We start from the raw sequence: 15,485 nt of genomic DNA on the forward strand, positions 1-15,485 counted from the left end.
TGTCCGCTTACCCGCCGAGGACGCTCTTCACCGCCTTAACGGTCGAGCCGACGATGGCATCGGCCTCGTCCCGGGCGAGGCAGAGCGGCGGCGCAAAGCCGAGAATGTCACCCTGCGGCATGGCCCGTGCGATCACCCCTTCGGCAAGCAGCGCCGTCGCGACGGCCGGACCGATCTTCTTCGCCGGGTCGAAGAAACTGCGACTGTCCTTGTCTTCGACGAACTCGACCGCCGCCAGCAAGCCCTCGCCGCGCACGTCGCCGACCTGCGCGTGACCGCCGAGCGCGTCCTTGAGCGCCTCATTGAAATAGGCACCCGTTTCCTTCGCGTTGCCGACCAGACCGAGCGAATCGATCAGTTCCAGGTTTGCCACTCCCGCGGCGGCCCCGATCGGATGCGCCGAATAGGTCCAGCCATGGCCGATCGGCCCGAGTTCATCGGTACCTTTCTCCAAGACCTTCCAGACATTGTCCGAGACGATCGAGCCCGAGAGCGGCGCATAGGCCGAGGTCAGACCCTTGGCGATGGTGATGATGTCGGCCTCGATACCATAGTGGGTCGTGCCCATCATTGAGCCGAGACGACCGAAGCCGGTCACCACCTCGTCGGCGATCAGCAGGATGTCGTGCTTCTTCAGCACCGCCTGGACCGCCTCCCAATAACCGGCCGGCGGCGGCACGATTCCGCCGGTGCCGAGTACCGGTTCGCCGATGAAGGCGGCGATGGTGTCCGCGCCCTCGCGCTCGATCAGCGCCTCCAGTTCCGCCACGCAATGGGCCGTGAACTCGGCCTCGCTCTGACCGAGATCCGGTCGCCGGAAATAGTACGGTGCTTCAGTATGGATGACCTGCGCGAAGGGCAGGTCGAACTTCTTGTGAAACAGCTCGAGGCCGGTGAGCGAGCCGGTCATCAGCCCGGAGCCGTGATAACCGCGCCAGCGCGAGATGATTTTCTTCTTTTCCGGCCGGCCGAGCACGTTGTTGTAGTACCAGACCAGCTTGATGTTGGTTTCGTTGGCGTCCGAGCCGCCGAGGCCGAAATAGACCTTGGACATGTTCTTCGGCGCACGGTCGAGCACCAACTTCGAGAGCCTGATCGAAGCCTCGGTGCCGTGCCCGACATAAGCGTGGTAATAGGCCAGTTCCTTAGCCTGCGCAGCAATGGCGTCGGTGATCTCGGAGCGGCCGTAGCCGACATTTACGCAATAGAGCCCGGCGAATGCGTCGAGCAGGCGCTTGCCGTCGCGATCCTCGATATAGACGCCGGACCCGCCGGTGATGATGCGCGACGCGGTCTCTCCGCGGGCATGCTGGGCGAGATGAGTCGAAGGGTGGAAGAAATTCTCCCGGTCCCACTGGGCGAGCTGGTCATTGGTGAGCATGGCTGTGTCCTTTCGCGGTATGGATCGCGGTCAGGCCACACGTTAGAGCCGAAGGGCGAAGAGAATCTGTCTGAAATCCGCCTGTTCGGCAGAGAGATTTTCGCCGTCAGAGGGTCCGGAAAATCTCCAGCGGCACGCCACCGTGCTTCACCTCCTTGGTCACGACATAGGTAAAGTAACGCTTCAGCCCGGCGTCGCTCCCGAGCAACCGGTCGATCAGCTCCTGGTAGGAGCCGACGTTGCGGGTCACTACCTGGAAGAGATAGTCGAGCCCGCCGCCGAGCGCCCAGCAGGCGACGATCTCCTTCTCCTGCGCCACGATCTCCTCGAAGCGGCCGAAATCGCCGCGCCGGTGGTTTTCCAGCTCGGCGGTGACGAAAATGGTGACATGCTCCGCCAGGGCCTCGAGCGCGATCCGGGCACCGTATCCGCGCACGATGCCCGCGGCTTCGAGCCGCTGCAGCCGCTCCCAGCAGGGTGTATTCGAGAGATTGACCCGCTTTGCCAGCTCCGACTTCGAGATCCGCCCCTCTTCCTGCAGGATGGCGAGAATCTTCAGGTCCCGGGCATCTAGTTTCAGCATTCCCGCAATCTCACGAACCGAACGCCGTACCGGCCCCGGCCCTGGCGGCAAGGGCGACGGCATGGGAGGCGATCGCGGTATCCTGCGCACCCGTGCCGGTCAGATCCGCGAGTGTGATGTCGCCCGCGCCGGTCCGGCCCCGCGCCGTGCCGGCAACGATGTCGCCAAGTTCCGCGAACTCCCGGTCCTCCTCGACCAGGCCGGCGGCGACGGCGACCCGTAGTTCGCCCTGGATCCGGCACTGGGACAGACGGTCGGGGACATAGGCAGCGAGCCTACCGAATGCGGCCGGATCAATCTCGGCCTTGCCCGGCTGATCGGACCCCATGGCGGTGACATGCAGGCCGGGATGCAGCCAGTCGGCCATCAGCACCGGTTCCCGCGACGGCGTCGTGGTCACGACGAGTTGGCTCTCGGCGACGAGCCTCGCCGGATCCGCCTCCGCCCGCGCCTCGACACCGAGCGTCTTCCCGAGATCGGCGGCACAGGCGGCTGCGCGCTCCGGGTCCCGCCCCCAGACCAGCACCCTCTCGAACGGCCGCACCAGCCGTGCCGCCTCGATCTGCAGGCGCGCCTGCACGCCGCAACCGATCACGCCGGCGGTATGCACCGTCTCCGGGGCCAGATGCCGCGCCGCGACCGCGCCGGCCGCCGCGGTCCGGACATCGGTCAGGTAGCCGTTGTCGAGCAGCAGCGCCTCGACCAGTCCGGTGCTGGCGGAAAACAGGATCATCAGCCCGTTCAGGCTCGGCAGGCCGAGCTTCGGATTGTCGAAGAAGCCGGGGCTGACCTTGATCGCGAAGCCGTCGAACCCGGGGATGTAGGCGGTCTTCACGTCGACTTCGCCATTTGCCGACGGAATTTCCATGGAGAGGATCGGCGGCATCACCACTTCGCCCGACGCGAGCGCCCGGAAGGCGCTCTCGACCACATCGACGGCCGCGATGTCGAGCTTCACGAGGCTCCGGAGATCGGCTTCGGTCAGGATCTTGATGTCAGGCATGATAGGGGCGCCCTTCGAGCGTGAGGTCTCCGAGCCGGACGGACCGCCCGGCCATGATGTCGTGATGCACCGACATGTCGAGATTGCGGCCGGTCACGATCATCGCCGCCGGCCTGGACAGCCGCGGCAACTTGCCCGCGAGCAGGGCCGCCGCGCCGACCGCGGAGCCGCCCTCGCAGACGATCCTGTCCTCGTAATAGAGCGCCTGCATGGCGCGATAGATCTCTTCCTCCGAGACCAGCACCGCTCCGTCCAGCAGGTCGCGGCACATATCCAGGGTCAGCCGGTTCTCGGCGCCAAGCCCGCCGCCAAGAGAATCCGCGAGGCTCGGCACTTCCTCGACAGAGACGTTTCGCCCCGCTTGCAGGGACTCGTACATCGCCGCGCCCCGGTCCATGGAAATCCCGATCACCCGGACCGACGGCTTCAGCGCCTTCGCCGCAAGCGCGATTCCGGCGGCAAGGCCTCCGCCCGATAGCGGGATCAAGAGGGTTTCGAGATCCGGGCGCGTCTCGAGAAGCTCGAGCCCGATGGTTCCCTGTCCTGCGATCACCAGCGGATCGTCGAAGGGCGGGATCTCCGCCAGCCCCTCTTCTTCTACCAGGCGCCGGCTCTCCTCCGCCGCCTCATCCTGCGAGCGACCGACGATCCGCACCTCGGCGCCAAGCGCCCGGATACCCTCGACTTTCGCCTGCGGCACCAGTTCCGACATGCAGACAACCGCCCGGATCCCCCTTGCCTTCGCGGCATAGGCGACTCCGCGCCCGTGATTGCCGGTCGAGCAGCAGGTGACGCCCGGACAATCCTCGCCGAGCGCCGCGATCGCGTTTGCCGCACCGCGAATCTTGAAGGCGCCGACCGGCTGTGCCAGTTCTAGTTTCATCAGGATATCCGATCCGGCCTGCGCCGAGAGAAACGGCGACGGCACAAGCGGCGTCTGCAACGCGGTTCCGGCGATCGCGGCACGCGCCGTTTCGACCGTCGCTCTCGAAAGTTCCCGGCGCCAATCGCTCACAGACAAATTTCCTTCCGAAGGAGACAAGTAGTTTTGCTTTTTTCTTTTCAGCATCGGCCACATGTGGCGACGATTGTCAAATCGACGATGTTGATGCTCAATCGCCGCAACTTCCTGATTTCGCAACGCCATCCATGGAATCCCCGAGATGCCTGACGTCAAGCTGCCGTTTTCCCGCGATGAGTACGCCGAGCGTCTCGCCAGGGTCCGCGTTGCCATGGAGAAGGCCGGGGTCGAGGTTCTCTTCGTCTCCGATCCCTCGAACATGGCTTGGCTGACCGGCTATGACGGTTGGTCCTTCTATGTCCACCAGGGTGTGATCGTCGGCCCCGAGGGCGAGCCGATCTTCTGGGGTCGTGCGATGGACGCGAAGGGCGCCATGCGGACCTGCTACATGTCCGAGGAGAATATCCACGGCTATTCGGACGACTACGTGATGGCCGCCGACAGCCACGCGATGGAGGATCTGGCCGAGACGCTGGGCGAGCAGGGATGGAACACGCTGACCCTGGGCGTCGAAATGGAGAACTATTACTATTCCGCCCGCGCCCATTCCGTTCTGACCAAGAACCATGAGGGCGAGATCGAGGATGCGACCGGTCTGGTCAACTGGCAGCGCGGCGTCAAGTCGCCGACCGAACTGAAATACATGCGCCGGGCCGCCCGCATCGTCGAAAAGATGCATGCCGCGATCTACGAACTGATGCGCCCGGGCCTGCGCAAGAACGAGCTGGTGGCCGAGATCTACCGTACCGGGCTGATGGGCGGCGTGGACGAGGAAGGCAGCTTCGGCGGCGATTATCCCGCCATCGTGCCGCTCCTCCCGACCGGCAAGGATGCGAGCGCGGCGCACCTGACCTGGGACGATGCCGAGCTGGAGCCGGACCAGGCCACCTTCTTCGAGATCGCCGGCTGCTATCGCCACTATCACGCTCCGCTTTGCCGCACGATTCATCTCGGCCAGCCGCCGCTCGACATGCTGCGCGCCGAGGAAGTCGTGCTCGAAGGCATCGCCGACGGCATCGCAGCGGCACGCGCCGGCAACACCACCGGCGATATTGCCAGAGCCTTCTACGCGGTTCTCGAGAAACACGGCGTGAAGCGCGAAGGCCGTTGCGGCTACCCGATCGGGCTCTCCTATCCGCCGGACTGGGGCGAGCGCACCATGTCGATCCGCCCGAGCGACAACTCCGTCCTGCAGCCGAACATGACCTTCCACTTCATGCCGGCGCTCTGGATGGACGACTGGGGCCTCGAGATCACCGAGACCATCCGCATTACCGAGGACGGCCCTGCCGAATGCCTGGCCGACGTCCCGCGCAAGCTGTTCGTCAAGGAGGACGCGTAGACGGCCATGCAGGCATCCCGAGAAGACACTCTCCCGATCCTGAAGGACCTGATCGGCTTCGCAACCGTTTCGGCCGACAGCAATCTCGCACTGATCGACTATGCGGCGCACCGGCTCCGCGATCTCGGCGCGGAAGTGAAGGTCTATCGCGACGGAAGCGGCGCCAAGGCCAACCTCTTCGCGACCATCGGTCCGGAGACGGACGGCGGTATCGTGCTCTCCGGTCACAGCGACGTGGTTCCGGTCGAGGACCAGGACTGGTCGAGCGATCCGTTCGAGATGCGCATTGCGGACGGCAAGGCCTACGGCCGCGGCACCTGCGACATGAAGGGCTTTATTGCCGCCGCGCTCGCCATGGCGCCTCACTATGCGAAGGCCGATCTGAAACGGCCCGTGCATTTCGCCTTCACTTATGACGAGGAGGTCGGCTGCCTGGGCGCGCAGGCTCTGATGCACGATCTCGCCCTGCTCCCCTTCAAGCCGGCGGTTTGCATCATCGGCGAACCGACCGAGATGCGGATCATCGAAGGCCACAAGGGCTGCTGCGAATACACCGTCACCTTCACCGGCATGGAAGGACACGGCTCGCAACCGGATCTTGGCGTCAACGCGGTGGAATATGCCGTGCGTTATGTCGCCCGCCTGATGGAACTGCGCGAGACGCTGAAGACGAGGGTGCCCGAGGGTTCGCGCTTCGACCCTCCCTGGTCCACGCTGCAGGTCGGCCGGCTGGCCGGCGGCGTCGCCCACAACGTGATTCCGGGGCACGCGACACTGGACTGGGAAATGCGTCCGGTCGTGAACGCCGATGCGGACTTCGTGAAGCGCGAGATCGCGGCCTACGTGAAGGACGAACTGCTGCCCGCCATGCGCGCTGTCTCGAAAGACGCGGAAATCGTCACCGAAATCATCGGCGAGGTTGACGGACTGGAACCGGTGCCGGAAAGCGAGGCGCTCCGAATCGTCGCCGAACTGACGGGCGCAAACGGCGCCGATCTGGTCGCCTTTGGCACCGAGGCGGGACTGTTTCAGCGCCTCGGCATCTCCACCGTAGTATGCGGTCCCGGCTCGATCGAGCAGGCCCACAAGCCCGACGAATTCATCGCCCTCGACCAGATCGACCAGTGCCTGACCATGCTCGGCAGACTGACGTCCAAGCTTCAGGCCTGACGATCCGGCATCAGGGATGAGACCAGCGCGGCCAGTACTGCGCCCGGCAGGATCCAGGCCTCCCAGGTGCCGAGCGTCGCGAGCGTCGCCCAACTGGCAAGGCACCAGAGCAGAGGGATCACGGCAAGCAGCCGGACCGACAGGTTCGCGCGTAGCGTCGTCAGGGCACCAATCGTGACGATGGCCGTCGGATCCGGCGCCAGTGCGAAGAGTTCCGCTCCCGCAAGCGGACGGCCGTCCGCCAACGCGACGAGCGGATGCAGGAACAGGCCGTAAGCACAGACGGCGATGCCGACCGGGTTGATCCTTGCGGCGGGCCGGAAAGCGTTCAAATAGATGCCGAGCACTGCCAACAGACCGGCCTGACAGAGGAAGAGCGGCACAAGGTCGTCGGCGAGCCAGTTGATGGAGGCATAGCGCGGCAGAAAGGTGAGCGCCGAGATGACCCAGGCAAAGCCCAGGATCGCGGCCGTCGCGCGCCCGGACCAGACCGGCCGGCGATGCAGCAGCAGGAGCATCGCGCCGCCTGCGATCAGGACGACGATCTGGGCCGGCCAGAGCGCCGCGTTGTGCAACTCGAAGAGCCGCCAGTAGACCCGCTCGGAGAACAGCAGGAAGTCCTCCGGGCTGTAGCTCAGCCAGGTCTCCATTCAAAGGTCCCGGAGAAAGGCGGAGAGTTTTTCTCGCGTCGCCGGATCAGGCAACGGACCGGCGGCGGCCGCGACATTCTCGCGCGCATGCTTCGGGCGGGTCGTTGCCGGGATCGGGATCGTCACGGCCGGCCCGGACAGCACGAATTTCAGCAATATCTGCGCCCAGCTCTCCGCCCCGGTCTCCCGCGCCCAGGCCGGCAGCTTGACGTTCTCGAGACGGCGCGTCAGGCCGCCGCGGCGAAACGGGCGGTTGACGATCACCGCGATGCCGCGTTCGCGCGCCAGTGGCAGAATGCGGTTTTCCACCGCGCGATCGACCGGATTATAGGTCACCTGGATGAAGTCGAGCTTTCTGGAGGTCATGATCCGTTCGACGAGATCGTGCCGCCGTCCGTGCGAGGTCGTGATTCCAAGATAGCGGAGCCGTCCCGCCTCCTTCATTCCCGCAAGCGTATCGAGATGCGCCTCCCAGCCGACAAGGTTGTGTACCTGCAGAAGGTCGAAGCGCGGTATCCGCCAGTCGGCGCGCGATTGCTCGATCTGTTCCGGTCCCTCGTCGGTGTCACCGGTCCAAACCTTGTCCGCCGCGAAGACATCGCCGGTCCTGCCGATCTTCTCCAGCCCGGCGCCAATGACTTCCTGGGAGGAGCCGTACATCGGCGAGCTATCGATCATCCGGCCACCGGCGGCGAAGAAGGCTTCCATCACAGCCGCCGAGGAAGCGCGCATCACCGGGTCGTCACCGACATTGAAGGTGATCCAGCTTCCGAGCCCGACGGCCGGAACGGTCTCGCCGGTGGACGGAATAACGCGCACCAGCGGGGCGGCCGAGCGCGCGACGCCCGGCAGCGACTGCAGCGCGACCGCTGCCGCCGCGCCCGCCAGAAACCGGCGGCGACCGTTTGTCCTGTTTACGGGATTTGGTTCGGTCATACCCGACTATCTGGGCCGCGAGACCGACGGGGGCAAGTCTTCAGACGAATGACCGGCCGGACATTGTCCAATCGCGTCTGGTTCGGGGGGTCCCGCCGCTCTACCTTAGGCGTGGATTCAAGCGCTGTCCGAGGGACCGGCGCGACGACGAACATCCGCGTGAATTGCCGGTCCAGCTGCTGAGGGATATTGGCGCAGACCGGGCGAGGGCAGAACGGGAACGGATACGGCCCTGACGGAACCTGAGCCCCCTCACGTCGCGCCGGCCCCGGCGCACCGAAACAACGGCCACGCTGACTTCTTCAGTGCTTCAGCCGGAAACGCTGGATCTTGCCGGTCTGCGTCTTCGGCAAGGCGTCGGTGAAGACCACCGAGCGTGGGTATTTGAAGGGTGCGATCGTTGCCTTCACATGCGCCTTCAAGAGCTCCGCCTCGGCATCCGAGGGCTCGATCCCCTCCGTCAAGACGACATGCGCCTCGACGATCTGCCCGCGCTCCGCGTCCGTGGCGCCGACCACCGCGCATTCCGCGACATGGGGATGGGCAAGCAGGGCCGCCTCGACCTCGGGTCCTGCGATGTTGTAGCCGGCCGAGACGATCATGTCGTCATTGCGGGCGGCGAAATGGAAATAGCCGTCATCGTCCTGGACGAAGGTATCGCCGGTGATATTCCATCCGTCCCGCACATAGTTCGCCTGCCGCTCGTCTGCAAGATAGCGGCAGCCGGTCGGCCCCTTCACCGCAAGCCGCCCGGGGGTGCCGCGCGGTACCTCCTTCATCGCCTCGTCCACCACCTTCGCCTCGTAGCCCGAGACCGGTTTGCCGGTACAGGCCGGCCGCGCGTCGCCGAAGCGGTTGGTGATGAAGATATGCAGCATCTCGGTCGAGCCGATGCCGTCCAGCATCGGCTTGCCGGTCTTCTTCATCCACTCCTCGAAAACCGGCGCCGGCAAGGTTTCCCCGGCGGAAACGGCGCAGCGCAGGGAGGAGAGGTCGGCCCCTTCCTCCATCGCCCGTAGCATGACCCGGTAGGCGGTCGGCGCGGTGAAGCAGACGGTCGCCTTGTAGCTCTCGATGATCTCGATCATGTTCGGCGGCGAGGCGGTTTCAAGCAATGTGGCGGTCGCGCCGAAGCGCAGCGGGAAGATGGCGAGCCCGCCGAGCCCGAAGGTGAAGGCGAGCGGCGGCGAGCCGACGAAGACATCGTCCGGCGTAACGTTCAGCACTTCCTTGGCATAACCGTCAGCAATCATCAGCAGGTCGCGGTGGAAATGCATCGTCGCCTTGGGTGCGCCCGTGGTGCCTGAGGTGAAACCGAGCAGGGCGACATCGTCGCGCCCGGTCTTCACCGCCTCGAACCGCACCGGTTTGCCAAGGGCGATGCGGTCGAGTTCCGCGTCATGATTGGCGGTGCCGTCGAAGCCGATGACTGCGTTCAGAAACTTGCTGCCCTTGCCACAGGCGACCAGTTCGTCCATCAGCCGGGTGTCGCAGAGCGCGAGGGAAATCTCCGCCTTGTCGACGATCTTGGAGAGTTCGCCCGCACGCAGCATCGGCATGGTATTGACCACCACCGCCCCGGCCTTGGTCGCTGCGAGCCAGCAGGCGACCAGCGCCGGGTTGTTCGCGGACCGGATCAGCACCCGGTTTCCCGGCTTGACGCCGTAATCTTCGACCAGCGCATGCGCGAGGCGGTTGGTCCAGTCGGTCAGTTCCTTGTAGGTGCGCTGGCGCCCGTTGCCGATCAGCGCCACGTTGTCGCCGAACCCCTTGGCCACCATGTCGTCGGTCAGGACCTTGCCGACATTCAGATATTCCGGATAGGGAAAACCCTCGAGCAGATAATGCGGCTGCTGCGGCGCCGGCGGCAGGTTGTCCCGGGTGAAGGTATCGATATGCCCGCTCGGTCCCAGCATGATGTCAGCTCCCCAATGCCTGCCGGGCGATGACGATCTTCTGCACATCGCTCGCCCCCTCGTAGATGCGGAGCGCCCGGATCTCGCGATAGAGGCTCTCCACGATGGTTCCCTTGCGCACCCCGTCGCCGCCATGCAGCTGCACCGCCTGGTCGATCACCTGCTGTGCCGTCTCGGTCGCGTAGAGCTTGGCCATCGAGGCTTCGCGCGTGACCCGCGCCGCTCCCATGTCCTTGGTCCAGGCGGCGCGGTAGATCAGCAGTGCCGCTGCATCAACGCCGAGCGCCATGTCGGCGATATGGCCCTGCACCATCTGCAGTTCGGCGAGCGGCGCGCCGAAGAGCTCGCGTTCCCTGGCCCGCTTCAGGCTCTCCTCCAGTGCCCGGCGCGCAAAGCCGAGGGCGGCGGCGCCGACGGTCGCGCGGAAAATGTCGAGCACGGACATGGCAATGCGAAAACCCGCACCGGGCTCGCCGATCATCGTGTCCGCCGGCAGGCGCATATCGTTGAATTTCAGACGCGCCAGCGGATGCGGGGCGATCACCTCCAGGCGCTCGGCGATCTCGAAGCCGGGTGTGTCGGCCGGGACAAGGAAGGCGGAGAGGCCCTTGGCGCCGGGTCCCTCTCCGGTGCGGGCAAAGACCACGTAGACATCGGCGATGCCGCCATTGGAGATCCAGGTCTTCTCGCCATCGAGGACGAAATGGTTGCCGTCGCGCCGCGCCTCCGTCGTGATATTGGCGACGTCGGAGCCCGAGGCGGGCTCGGTCAGCGCGAAGGCGGAAATCGCCTCGCCGGCGCGGGTCTTTTTCAGCCATTCCCGCTGCTCCGGCGTCCCGAAGAGCGAAACGGCGCCCATCCCCAACCCCTGCATGGCGAAGGCGAAATCGGCGAGACCGTCATGTCGCGCCAGGGTCTCGCGGAGGATGCAGAGCGAACGCACGTCGAGCTTTTCACCCTCCTCCGCACCGCTCAGTTTCAGGAACCCGGCCTCGCCAAGCGCCGCGACCAGTCCGCGGCAGGCCGCATCCACATCACCGTGATCCGCCGGCAGGTTCTCCCCGCACCAGTTCTCCAGTCTTTCCGCGAGTTCCCGGTGCTTCTCCTCGAAGAATGGCCAGGAAAGGAAGCTCGTATCCGCCATCAGTTGCCCTCGAAAACAGGTTTTTCCTTTGCAACGAAGGCCTTATATGCGCGTTCGAAATCCTTCGTCTGCATGCAGATGGCCTGCGCCTGCGCTTCCGCCTCGATCGCCTGTTCGAGCGACATGCTCCATTCCTGGTTGAGCTGGGTCTTGGTGATGCCGTGGGCGAAGACCGGTCCGGCGACAAGGCGCCGGGCGAAGGCCATCGCCTCCTCCTCCAGTTTCTCCGCTGCGTGCAAGGCGTTGAAGTAGCCCCAGGCGAGACCTTCCTCGGCGCTCATGGAGCGGCCGCTATAGAGCAGCTCCGCCGCCCGCCCCTGACCGATGATGCGGGGCAGGATGGCGCAGGCGCCCATGTCGCAGCCGGCGAGACCGACACGGGTGAAAAGGAAGGCGGTCTTCGCCTCGGGCGTGCCGAGGCGGATATCGGAGGCCATGGCGACGATCGCGCCGGCGCCGACCGAGATCCCGTCGACCGCCGCGATCACCGGCTTGCCGCAGCCGATCATTGCCTTGACGAGATCGCCGGTCATCCGGGTGAAAGCGAGCAGTCCCTTCATGTCCATGCCGATCAGCGGGCCTATGATGTCGTGCACGTCGCCGCCGGAGCAGAAGTTCCCGCCATTGGAGGCGAAGACCACGGCGTCGACATCGTCCGCATAGGGCAGCGCGCGGAACGTATCGCGCAGCTCCGCGTAACTCTCGAAGGTGAGCGGGTTTTTGCGGTCCGGCCGGTCGAGCCGCACCGTCGCGACCCTGTCTTCCACCTGCCAGAGGAAATGTTTCGGCTCCAGTCCGGCCATAGGGGTCATCGACCTCCTCCCTTCCTGCGGATGTCCTTGAGCCGGGTCGCGATCAGTTCCGCATCCGCCGGCGGGATGGTTTCGAGCAATCCGTCGACCCAGCTTTCGTGCGCTGCGGCCATCTCGGCGAAAGCCTGGCGGCCGACCGGGGTCAGGCGGACCAGCGTGGCGCGCTTGTCCCCCGCAACCGGCACCCGCTCCACCAGCCCGTCCTGCACCAACCGTTCGACAATCACCGTGACGTTGCCGTTGGAGACCATGAGCTGCTGCGAGAGTTCGCTCATCTGCAGGCCCGTGCCGCTATGCTCCAGTACCGAGAGCACGTCGAAGCGCGGCAGGGTGTGGCCGTAGGCGAGCCGCATTTCCTCGCGCAGCGCGTTCTCGACAAAGCGCGTGGTGCGCAGCAGCCCGAGCCAGAGCCGGAGCCGGGCCTTGCGGGCATTGTCGACCTCGCTCAAATCTCGCCTCCGCTGATCGAAACCGCCTCGCCGTTCACCCCTTCGGAGCCAGGCCCGCAAAGCCAGAGTGCGGCGGCGCTGACCTCTGCCGGAGCGATCAGACGGCCCTGCGGGTTGTTCGCCGCGAGCCGTGCCCGCGCTTCTTCCGGAGAGGCGCCGGTCTTCCCAACGATATTGGCGATACTGCGCTCGGTCATCTCGGTATCGAGAAAGCCGGGGCAGAGCGCGTTTGCGGTCACGCCGCTCCGCGCGACTTCTTGGGCGATGGAGCGGACGAGGCCGACGACCCCGTGCTTGGCCGCCGTGTAGGCGGAGACATAGGGATAGCCTTTCAGGCCGGCGGTCGACGCGACGGCGATGAGTCGCCCCCAGGTCCGACCTTTCATCTGCAGCAAACCGGTGCGCAATGTCAGGAAGGTGCCGGTGAGATTGACCGCGAGATGCTGGTTCCAATCGCGGAGGCTCGTCTTCACGAAAGGAGCGCTTTCGGCCATGCCCGCATTGGCGATGACGATATCGACCGGCCCCGCCGCCTTGAAGAGATCCGCAACGGATTGTTCGCCGGTGACGTCGGCGGCGCATGGAGAGATCGCGCGATGTCGTCCGGCAACCGCCTCAAGCGCGTCGATCCGCCGTCCGGCGATGACGACGCGCGCGCCGGCCTCGGCGAATTTCACCGCCATGTCGGCACCGACCCCGCTGCCGCCGCCGGTAACGAGCACGGTTTTTCCGTCGAGACTCATACCCGGATCTCCGTCGCAGCGGCCCGCTCCGCCAGCCGGTAGAGCTGGTCGCGTCCGGCGAGATAGGGCGCCGGCCATATGATCCCGCGGTCACCGTGCGCCGCTGCCGCATGCAGCGTCCAGTAGGGGTCGGCGAGGTGCGGACGAGCGAGGCAGACGAGATCCGCGCGGCCCGCGAGCAGGATCGAGTTCACATGGTCCGGCTCGTAGATATTGCCGACCGCCATGGTCGCGACGCGCGCCTCGTTGCGGATCCGATCGGAGAAGGGAGTCTGGAACATGCGGCCATAGACCGGCTTCGCCTCAACCGAGGTCTGGCCCGCCGAAACATCGACGATGTCGACCCCCGCGGCGGCAAAGAGCCTCGCGATCTCCACCGCCTCCAACGGCGTCACCCCGTCATCGCCCGCCCAGTCGTTGGCCGAGATGCGGACCGACATCGGTTTCTCGTCCGGCCATACGGCCCGCATGGCATGAAAGACCTCGAGCGGATAGCGCATCCGGTTCCCGAGACCACCGCCATACTCGTCCGTCCGCCGGTTGGAGAGCGGCGAGATGAAGGACGAGATCAGATAGCCGTGGGCGGCATGGAGCTCGACCATGTCGAAACCCGCCCGGGCCGCCATCTCCGTCGCGGCGACGAATTCGTCGCGCACGCGGTCCATGTCGGCCCGGTCCATTTCCTTCGGCACGGCGTTCTCCGGCGACCAGGGAATGGCGGACGCGGAGAGCAGCGGCCAGTTGCCCTCCTTCAGCGGCGCGTCCATCTCCTCCCAGCCGAGCTGGGTCGAGCCCTTCCGCCCGGAATGGCCAATCTGCGCGCAGATCTTCGCCTCGGTCTCGGCATGGACGAAATCGGTCAGCCGCCGCCAGGCCGCCTCGTGCTCCGGGGCATAGAAGCCGGGGCATCCCGGCGTGATCCGCCCCTCCGGCGAGACGCAGGTCATCTCGATATAGACGAGGCCGGCGCCACCCTTGGCGCGTTCCGCGTAATGCGCGAAATGCCAGTCCGTCGGGCAGCCGTCGACCGCTTTGTACTGCGCCATCGGCGAGACCACGACGCGGTTCGCGAGGCTCATATCCCGGAGGCTGAATGGCGCGAACATCGGCGCCCTGTGCGGCGCACTCGCTCCCGCGCCAGCCTGTCTCTGGAACCAGGTCTCGGCGGATGCCAGCCAGTCCGGATCGCGCAGGCGGAGATTCTCGTGGCTGATGCGCTGCGAGCGAGTGAGCAGCGCGTAGTTGAACTGCACCGGATCGAGCGTGAGATAGCGCTCCACCTCCTCGAACCATTCGGTCGAGTTGCGCGCCGCCGACTGCAGGCGCAGGACCTCGACACGGCGCTCCTCCTGATACCTTGTGAAGGCGCCCTCCAGAGTCGGCTCGGAATGAAGGTAGGTGGCGAGCGCGATGGCGCTCTCGAAGGCGAGCTTGGTGCCGGAACCGATGGAGAAATGCGCCGTCGCCGAAGCGTCGCCGAGCAATACGACATTCTCGTGGAACCATTTCTCGCAGAGAACGCGCGGAAAGTTCAGCCAGGCGGAGCCGCGGAGGTGCCGGGCGTTCGACATCAGGGTATGGCCGCCGAGATGAGCGCGGAAGATTTCCTCGCAGACGGCGATGCTCTCGTCCTGGGTCATGTCGCCGAAACCGTAGGCGTTCCACGTCTCCTCGGAGCATTCGACGATGAAGGTCGCTGTATCCTCGTCGAACTGGTAGGCGTGCGCCCAGACCCAGCCCTTCTCGGTCTCCTCGAAGATGAAGGTGAAGGCATCGTCGAACTTCTGATGGGTGCCGAGCCAGACGAACTTGCAGGCGCGGGTCTCGATCTCCGGTCGGAAGCTTTCCGCGAACTCGTTGCGCGTCTTGGAATTCAGCCCGTCGGCGGCAACGACGAGGTCGTACTCCGTCATGTAGCCAGCCGCGCTGTCGATTTCGGTCTCGAACCGCATCTCGATGCCGAGCTCGCGGGCGCGCTGCTGCAGCAACAGCAGCAGCTTCATCCGGCCGATACCGCAGAAACCATGGCCCGAGGACGTCGTGCAGGTGCCGCGGTAATGCACGGCAATGTCGTCCCAGTAGGCGAAATGCGCGCGGATCGCCTCGGCGCTGACCGGATCGTTGGCCTTCAGATTGTCGAGCGTCTCGTCCGACAGAACGACACCCCAGCCGAAGGTGTCATCCGCGCGGTTGCGCTCGATCACGGTGATCTCGTGCGCCGGATCCTTCAGCTTCATCGAAATGGCGAAATAGAGGCCCGCGGGCCCGCCGCCGAGACATACGATCTTCATGGGTGTGGCTCCGCCGAGTTCGGTCGACAGGAGAAAGGATTTCA

Annotated in this window: 14 protein-coding genes; 2 read left to right on the top strand and 12 right to left on the bottom strand. The window is 65.5% G+C overall.

What is annotated here, in order from left to right; all coding sequences use genetic code 11:
- Positions 1-7: 7 nt before the first annotated feature.
- From ACOOE1_RS09265 to eutB, 4 genes are all read right to left on the bottom strand, one after another.
- Positions 8-1,381, bottom strand: a complete 1,374-nt coding sequence (locus ACOOE1_RS09265; RefSeq protein ID WP_420406064.1) for an aspartate aminotransferase family protein — start codon at positions 1,379-1,381, stop codon at positions 8-10.
- Between the two features lie 106 nt (positions 1,382-1,487).
- The gene (locus tag ACOOE1_RS09270; protein WP_420406065.1) at positions 1,488-1,964 is read right to left on the bottom strand and encodes an Lrp/AsnC family transcriptional regulator; all 477 of its coding nucleotides are present in this window, start codon (positions 1,962-1,964) and stop codon (positions 1,488-1,490) included.
- A gap of 10 nt (positions 1,965-1,974) precedes the next feature.
- Positions 1,975-2,967, bottom strand: coding sequence for a cyclodeaminase (locus ACOOE1_RS09275; protein WP_420406066.1), 993 nt, complete (start codon positions 2,965-2,967; stop codon positions 1,975-1,977).
- The gene (gene eutB / locus ACOOE1_RS09280) at positions 2,960-3,982 is read right to left on the bottom strand and encodes a hydroxyectoine utilization dehydratase EutB (RefSeq protein ID WP_420406067.1); all 1,023 of its coding nucleotides are present in this window, start codon (positions 3,980-3,982) and stop codon (positions 2,960-2,962) included. The genes ACOOE1_RS09275 and eutB overlap by 8 nt, the downstream gene beginning before the upstream one ends.
- 148 nt (positions 3,983-4,130) lie before the next feature.
- On the opposite strand from eutB, the gene ACOOE1_RS09285 reads away from it, so the two are divergent.
- Both ACOOE1_RS09285 and argE read left to right on the top strand, forming a co-directional pair.
- A complete protein-coding gene (locus ACOOE1_RS09285) occupies positions 4,131-5,330 on the top strand; it encodes a M24 family metallopeptidase (RefSeq protein ID WP_420406068.1) in 1,200 nt (399 codons plus the stop codon).
- Positions 5,331-5,336: 6 nt separating this feature from the next.
- Positions 5,337-6,500, top strand: a complete 1,164-nt coding sequence (argE, locus tag ACOOE1_RS09290) for an acetylornithine deacetylase (protein ID WP_420406069.1) — start codon at positions 5,337-5,339, stop codon at positions 6,498-6,500.
- Here argE and ACOOE1_RS09295 read toward each other — a convergent pair.
- The 8 genes from ACOOE1_RS09295 to ACOOE1_RS09330 all read right to left on the bottom strand — a co-directional run bounded on the left by ACOOE1_RS09295 (position 6,491) and on the right by ACOOE1_RS09330 (position 15,441).
- Positions 6,491-7,150 (bottom strand): DUF6064 family protein, encoded by a 660-nt coding sequence (locus ACOOE1_RS09295; RefSeq protein WP_420406070.1) that lies wholly within the window; start codon positions 7,148-7,150, stop codon positions 6,491-6,493. The genes argE and ACOOE1_RS09295 overlap by 10 nt on opposite strands.
- The gene (locus ACOOE1_RS09300) at positions 7,151-8,086 is read right to left on the bottom strand and encodes an aldo/keto reductase (RefSeq protein WP_420406071.1); all 936 of its coding nucleotides are present in this window, start codon (positions 8,084-8,086) and stop codon (positions 7,151-7,153) included.
- A 302-nt stretch (positions 8,087-8,388) separates the two neighbouring features.
- The gene (locus ACOOE1_RS09305; RefSeq protein WP_420406072.1) at positions 8,389-10,002 is read right to left on the bottom strand and encodes an AMP-binding protein; all 1,614 of its coding nucleotides are present in this window, start codon (positions 10,000-10,002) and stop codon (positions 8,389-8,391) included.
- 4 nt (positions 10,003-10,006) lie between these two features.
- On the bottom strand, positions 10,007-11,146 hold the full coding sequence (locus ACOOE1_RS09310; protein WP_420406073.1) for an acyl-CoA dehydrogenase family protein: 1,140 nt from the start codon (positions 11,144-11,146) through the stop codon (positions 10,007-10,009).
- Positions 11,146-11,958, bottom strand: coding sequence for an enoyl-CoA hydratase family protein (locus tag ACOOE1_RS09315; RefSeq protein WP_420406074.1), 813 nt, complete (start codon positions 11,956-11,958; stop codon positions 11,146-11,148). Before ACOOE1_RS09315 ends, ACOOE1_RS09310 begins: the two co-directional genes overlap by 1 nt.
- Positions 11,955-12,407, bottom strand: a complete 453-nt coding sequence (locus ACOOE1_RS09320; RefSeq protein WP_420406075.1) for a MarR family winged helix-turn-helix transcriptional regulator — start codon at positions 12,405-12,407, stop codon at positions 11,955-11,957. Before ACOOE1_RS09320 ends, ACOOE1_RS09315 begins: the two co-directional genes overlap by 4 nt.
- Positions 12,404-13,150, bottom strand: a complete 747-nt coding sequence (locus ACOOE1_RS09325; protein WP_420406076.1) for an SDR family NAD(P)-dependent oxidoreductase — start codon at positions 13,148-13,150, stop codon at positions 12,404-12,406. The genes ACOOE1_RS09320 and ACOOE1_RS09325 overlap by 4 nt, the downstream gene beginning before the upstream one ends.
- Positions 13,147-15,441: a bifunctional salicylyl-CoA 5-hydroxylase/oxidoreductase gene (locus ACOOE1_RS09330; protein ID WP_420406077.1), complete on the bottom strand. Its 2,295-nt coding sequence runs from the start codon at positions 15,439-15,441 to the stop codon at positions 13,147-13,149. Before ACOOE1_RS09330 ends, ACOOE1_RS09325 begins: the two co-directional genes overlap by 4 nt.
- Positions 15,442-15,485 lie beyond the last annotated feature (44 nt).

The sequence above is a fragment of the Nisaea sp. genome (genome assembly GCF_965216895.1).
In the GTDB taxonomy this organism is placed as follows: Bacteria; Pseudomonadota; Alphaproteobacteria; order Thalassobaculales; family Thalassobaculaceae; genus Nisaea.

What these genes read in the sequence shown, in the direction of transcription:
- ACOOE1_RS09265 (WP_420406064.1), bottom strand. Translation starts at nt 1,381, where the DNA reads ATGCTCACCAATGACCAGCTCGCCCAGTGGGACCGGGAGAATTTCTTC.
- ACOOE1_RS09270 (WP_420406065.1), bottom strand. Translation starts at nt 1,964, where the DNA reads ATGCTGAAACTAGATGCCCGGGACCTGAAGATTCTCGCCATCCTGCAG.
- ACOOE1_RS09275 (WP_420406066.1), bottom strand. Translation starts at nt 2,967, where the DNA reads ATGCCTGACATCAAGATCCTGACCGAAGCCGATCTCCGGAGCCTCGTG.
- ACOOE1_RS09285 (WP_420406068.1), top strand. Translation starts at nt 4,131, where the DNA reads ATGCCTGACGTCAAGCTGCCGTTTTCCCGCGATGAGTACGCCGAGCGT.
- argE (WP_420406069.1), top strand. Translation starts at nt 5,337, where the DNA reads ATGCAGGCATCCCGAGAAGACACTCTCCCGATCCTGAAGGACCTGATC.
- ACOOE1_RS09295 (WP_420406070.1), bottom strand. Translation starts at nt 7,150, where the DNA reads ATGGAGACCTGGCTGAGCTACAGCCCGGAGGACTTCCTGCTGTTCTCC.
- ACOOE1_RS09300 (WP_420406071.1), bottom strand. Translation starts at nt 8,086, where the DNA reads ATGACCGAACCAAATCCCGTAAACAGGACAAACGGTCGCCGCCGGTTT.
- ACOOE1_RS09305 (WP_420406072.1), bottom strand. Translation starts at nt 10,002, where the DNA reads ATGCTGGGACCGAGCGGGCATATCGATACCTTCACCCGGGACAACCTG.
- ACOOE1_RS09310 (WP_420406073.1), bottom strand. Translation starts at nt 11,146, where the DNA reads ATGGCGGATACGAGCTTCCTTTCCTGGCCATTCTTCGAGGAGAAGCAC.
- ACOOE1_RS09315 (WP_420406074.1), bottom strand. Translation starts at nt 11,958, where the DNA reads ATGACCCCTATGGCCGGACTGGAGCCGAAACATTTCCTCTGGCAGGTG.
- ACOOE1_RS09325 (WP_420406076.1), bottom strand. Translation starts at nt 13,150, where the DNA reads ATGAGTCTCGACGGAAAAACCGTGCTCGTTACCGGCGGCGGCAGCGGG.
- ACOOE1_RS09330 (WP_420406077.1), bottom strand. Translation starts at nt 15,441, where the DNA reads ATGAAGATCGTATGTCTCGGCGGCGGGCCCGCGGGCCTCTATTTCGCC.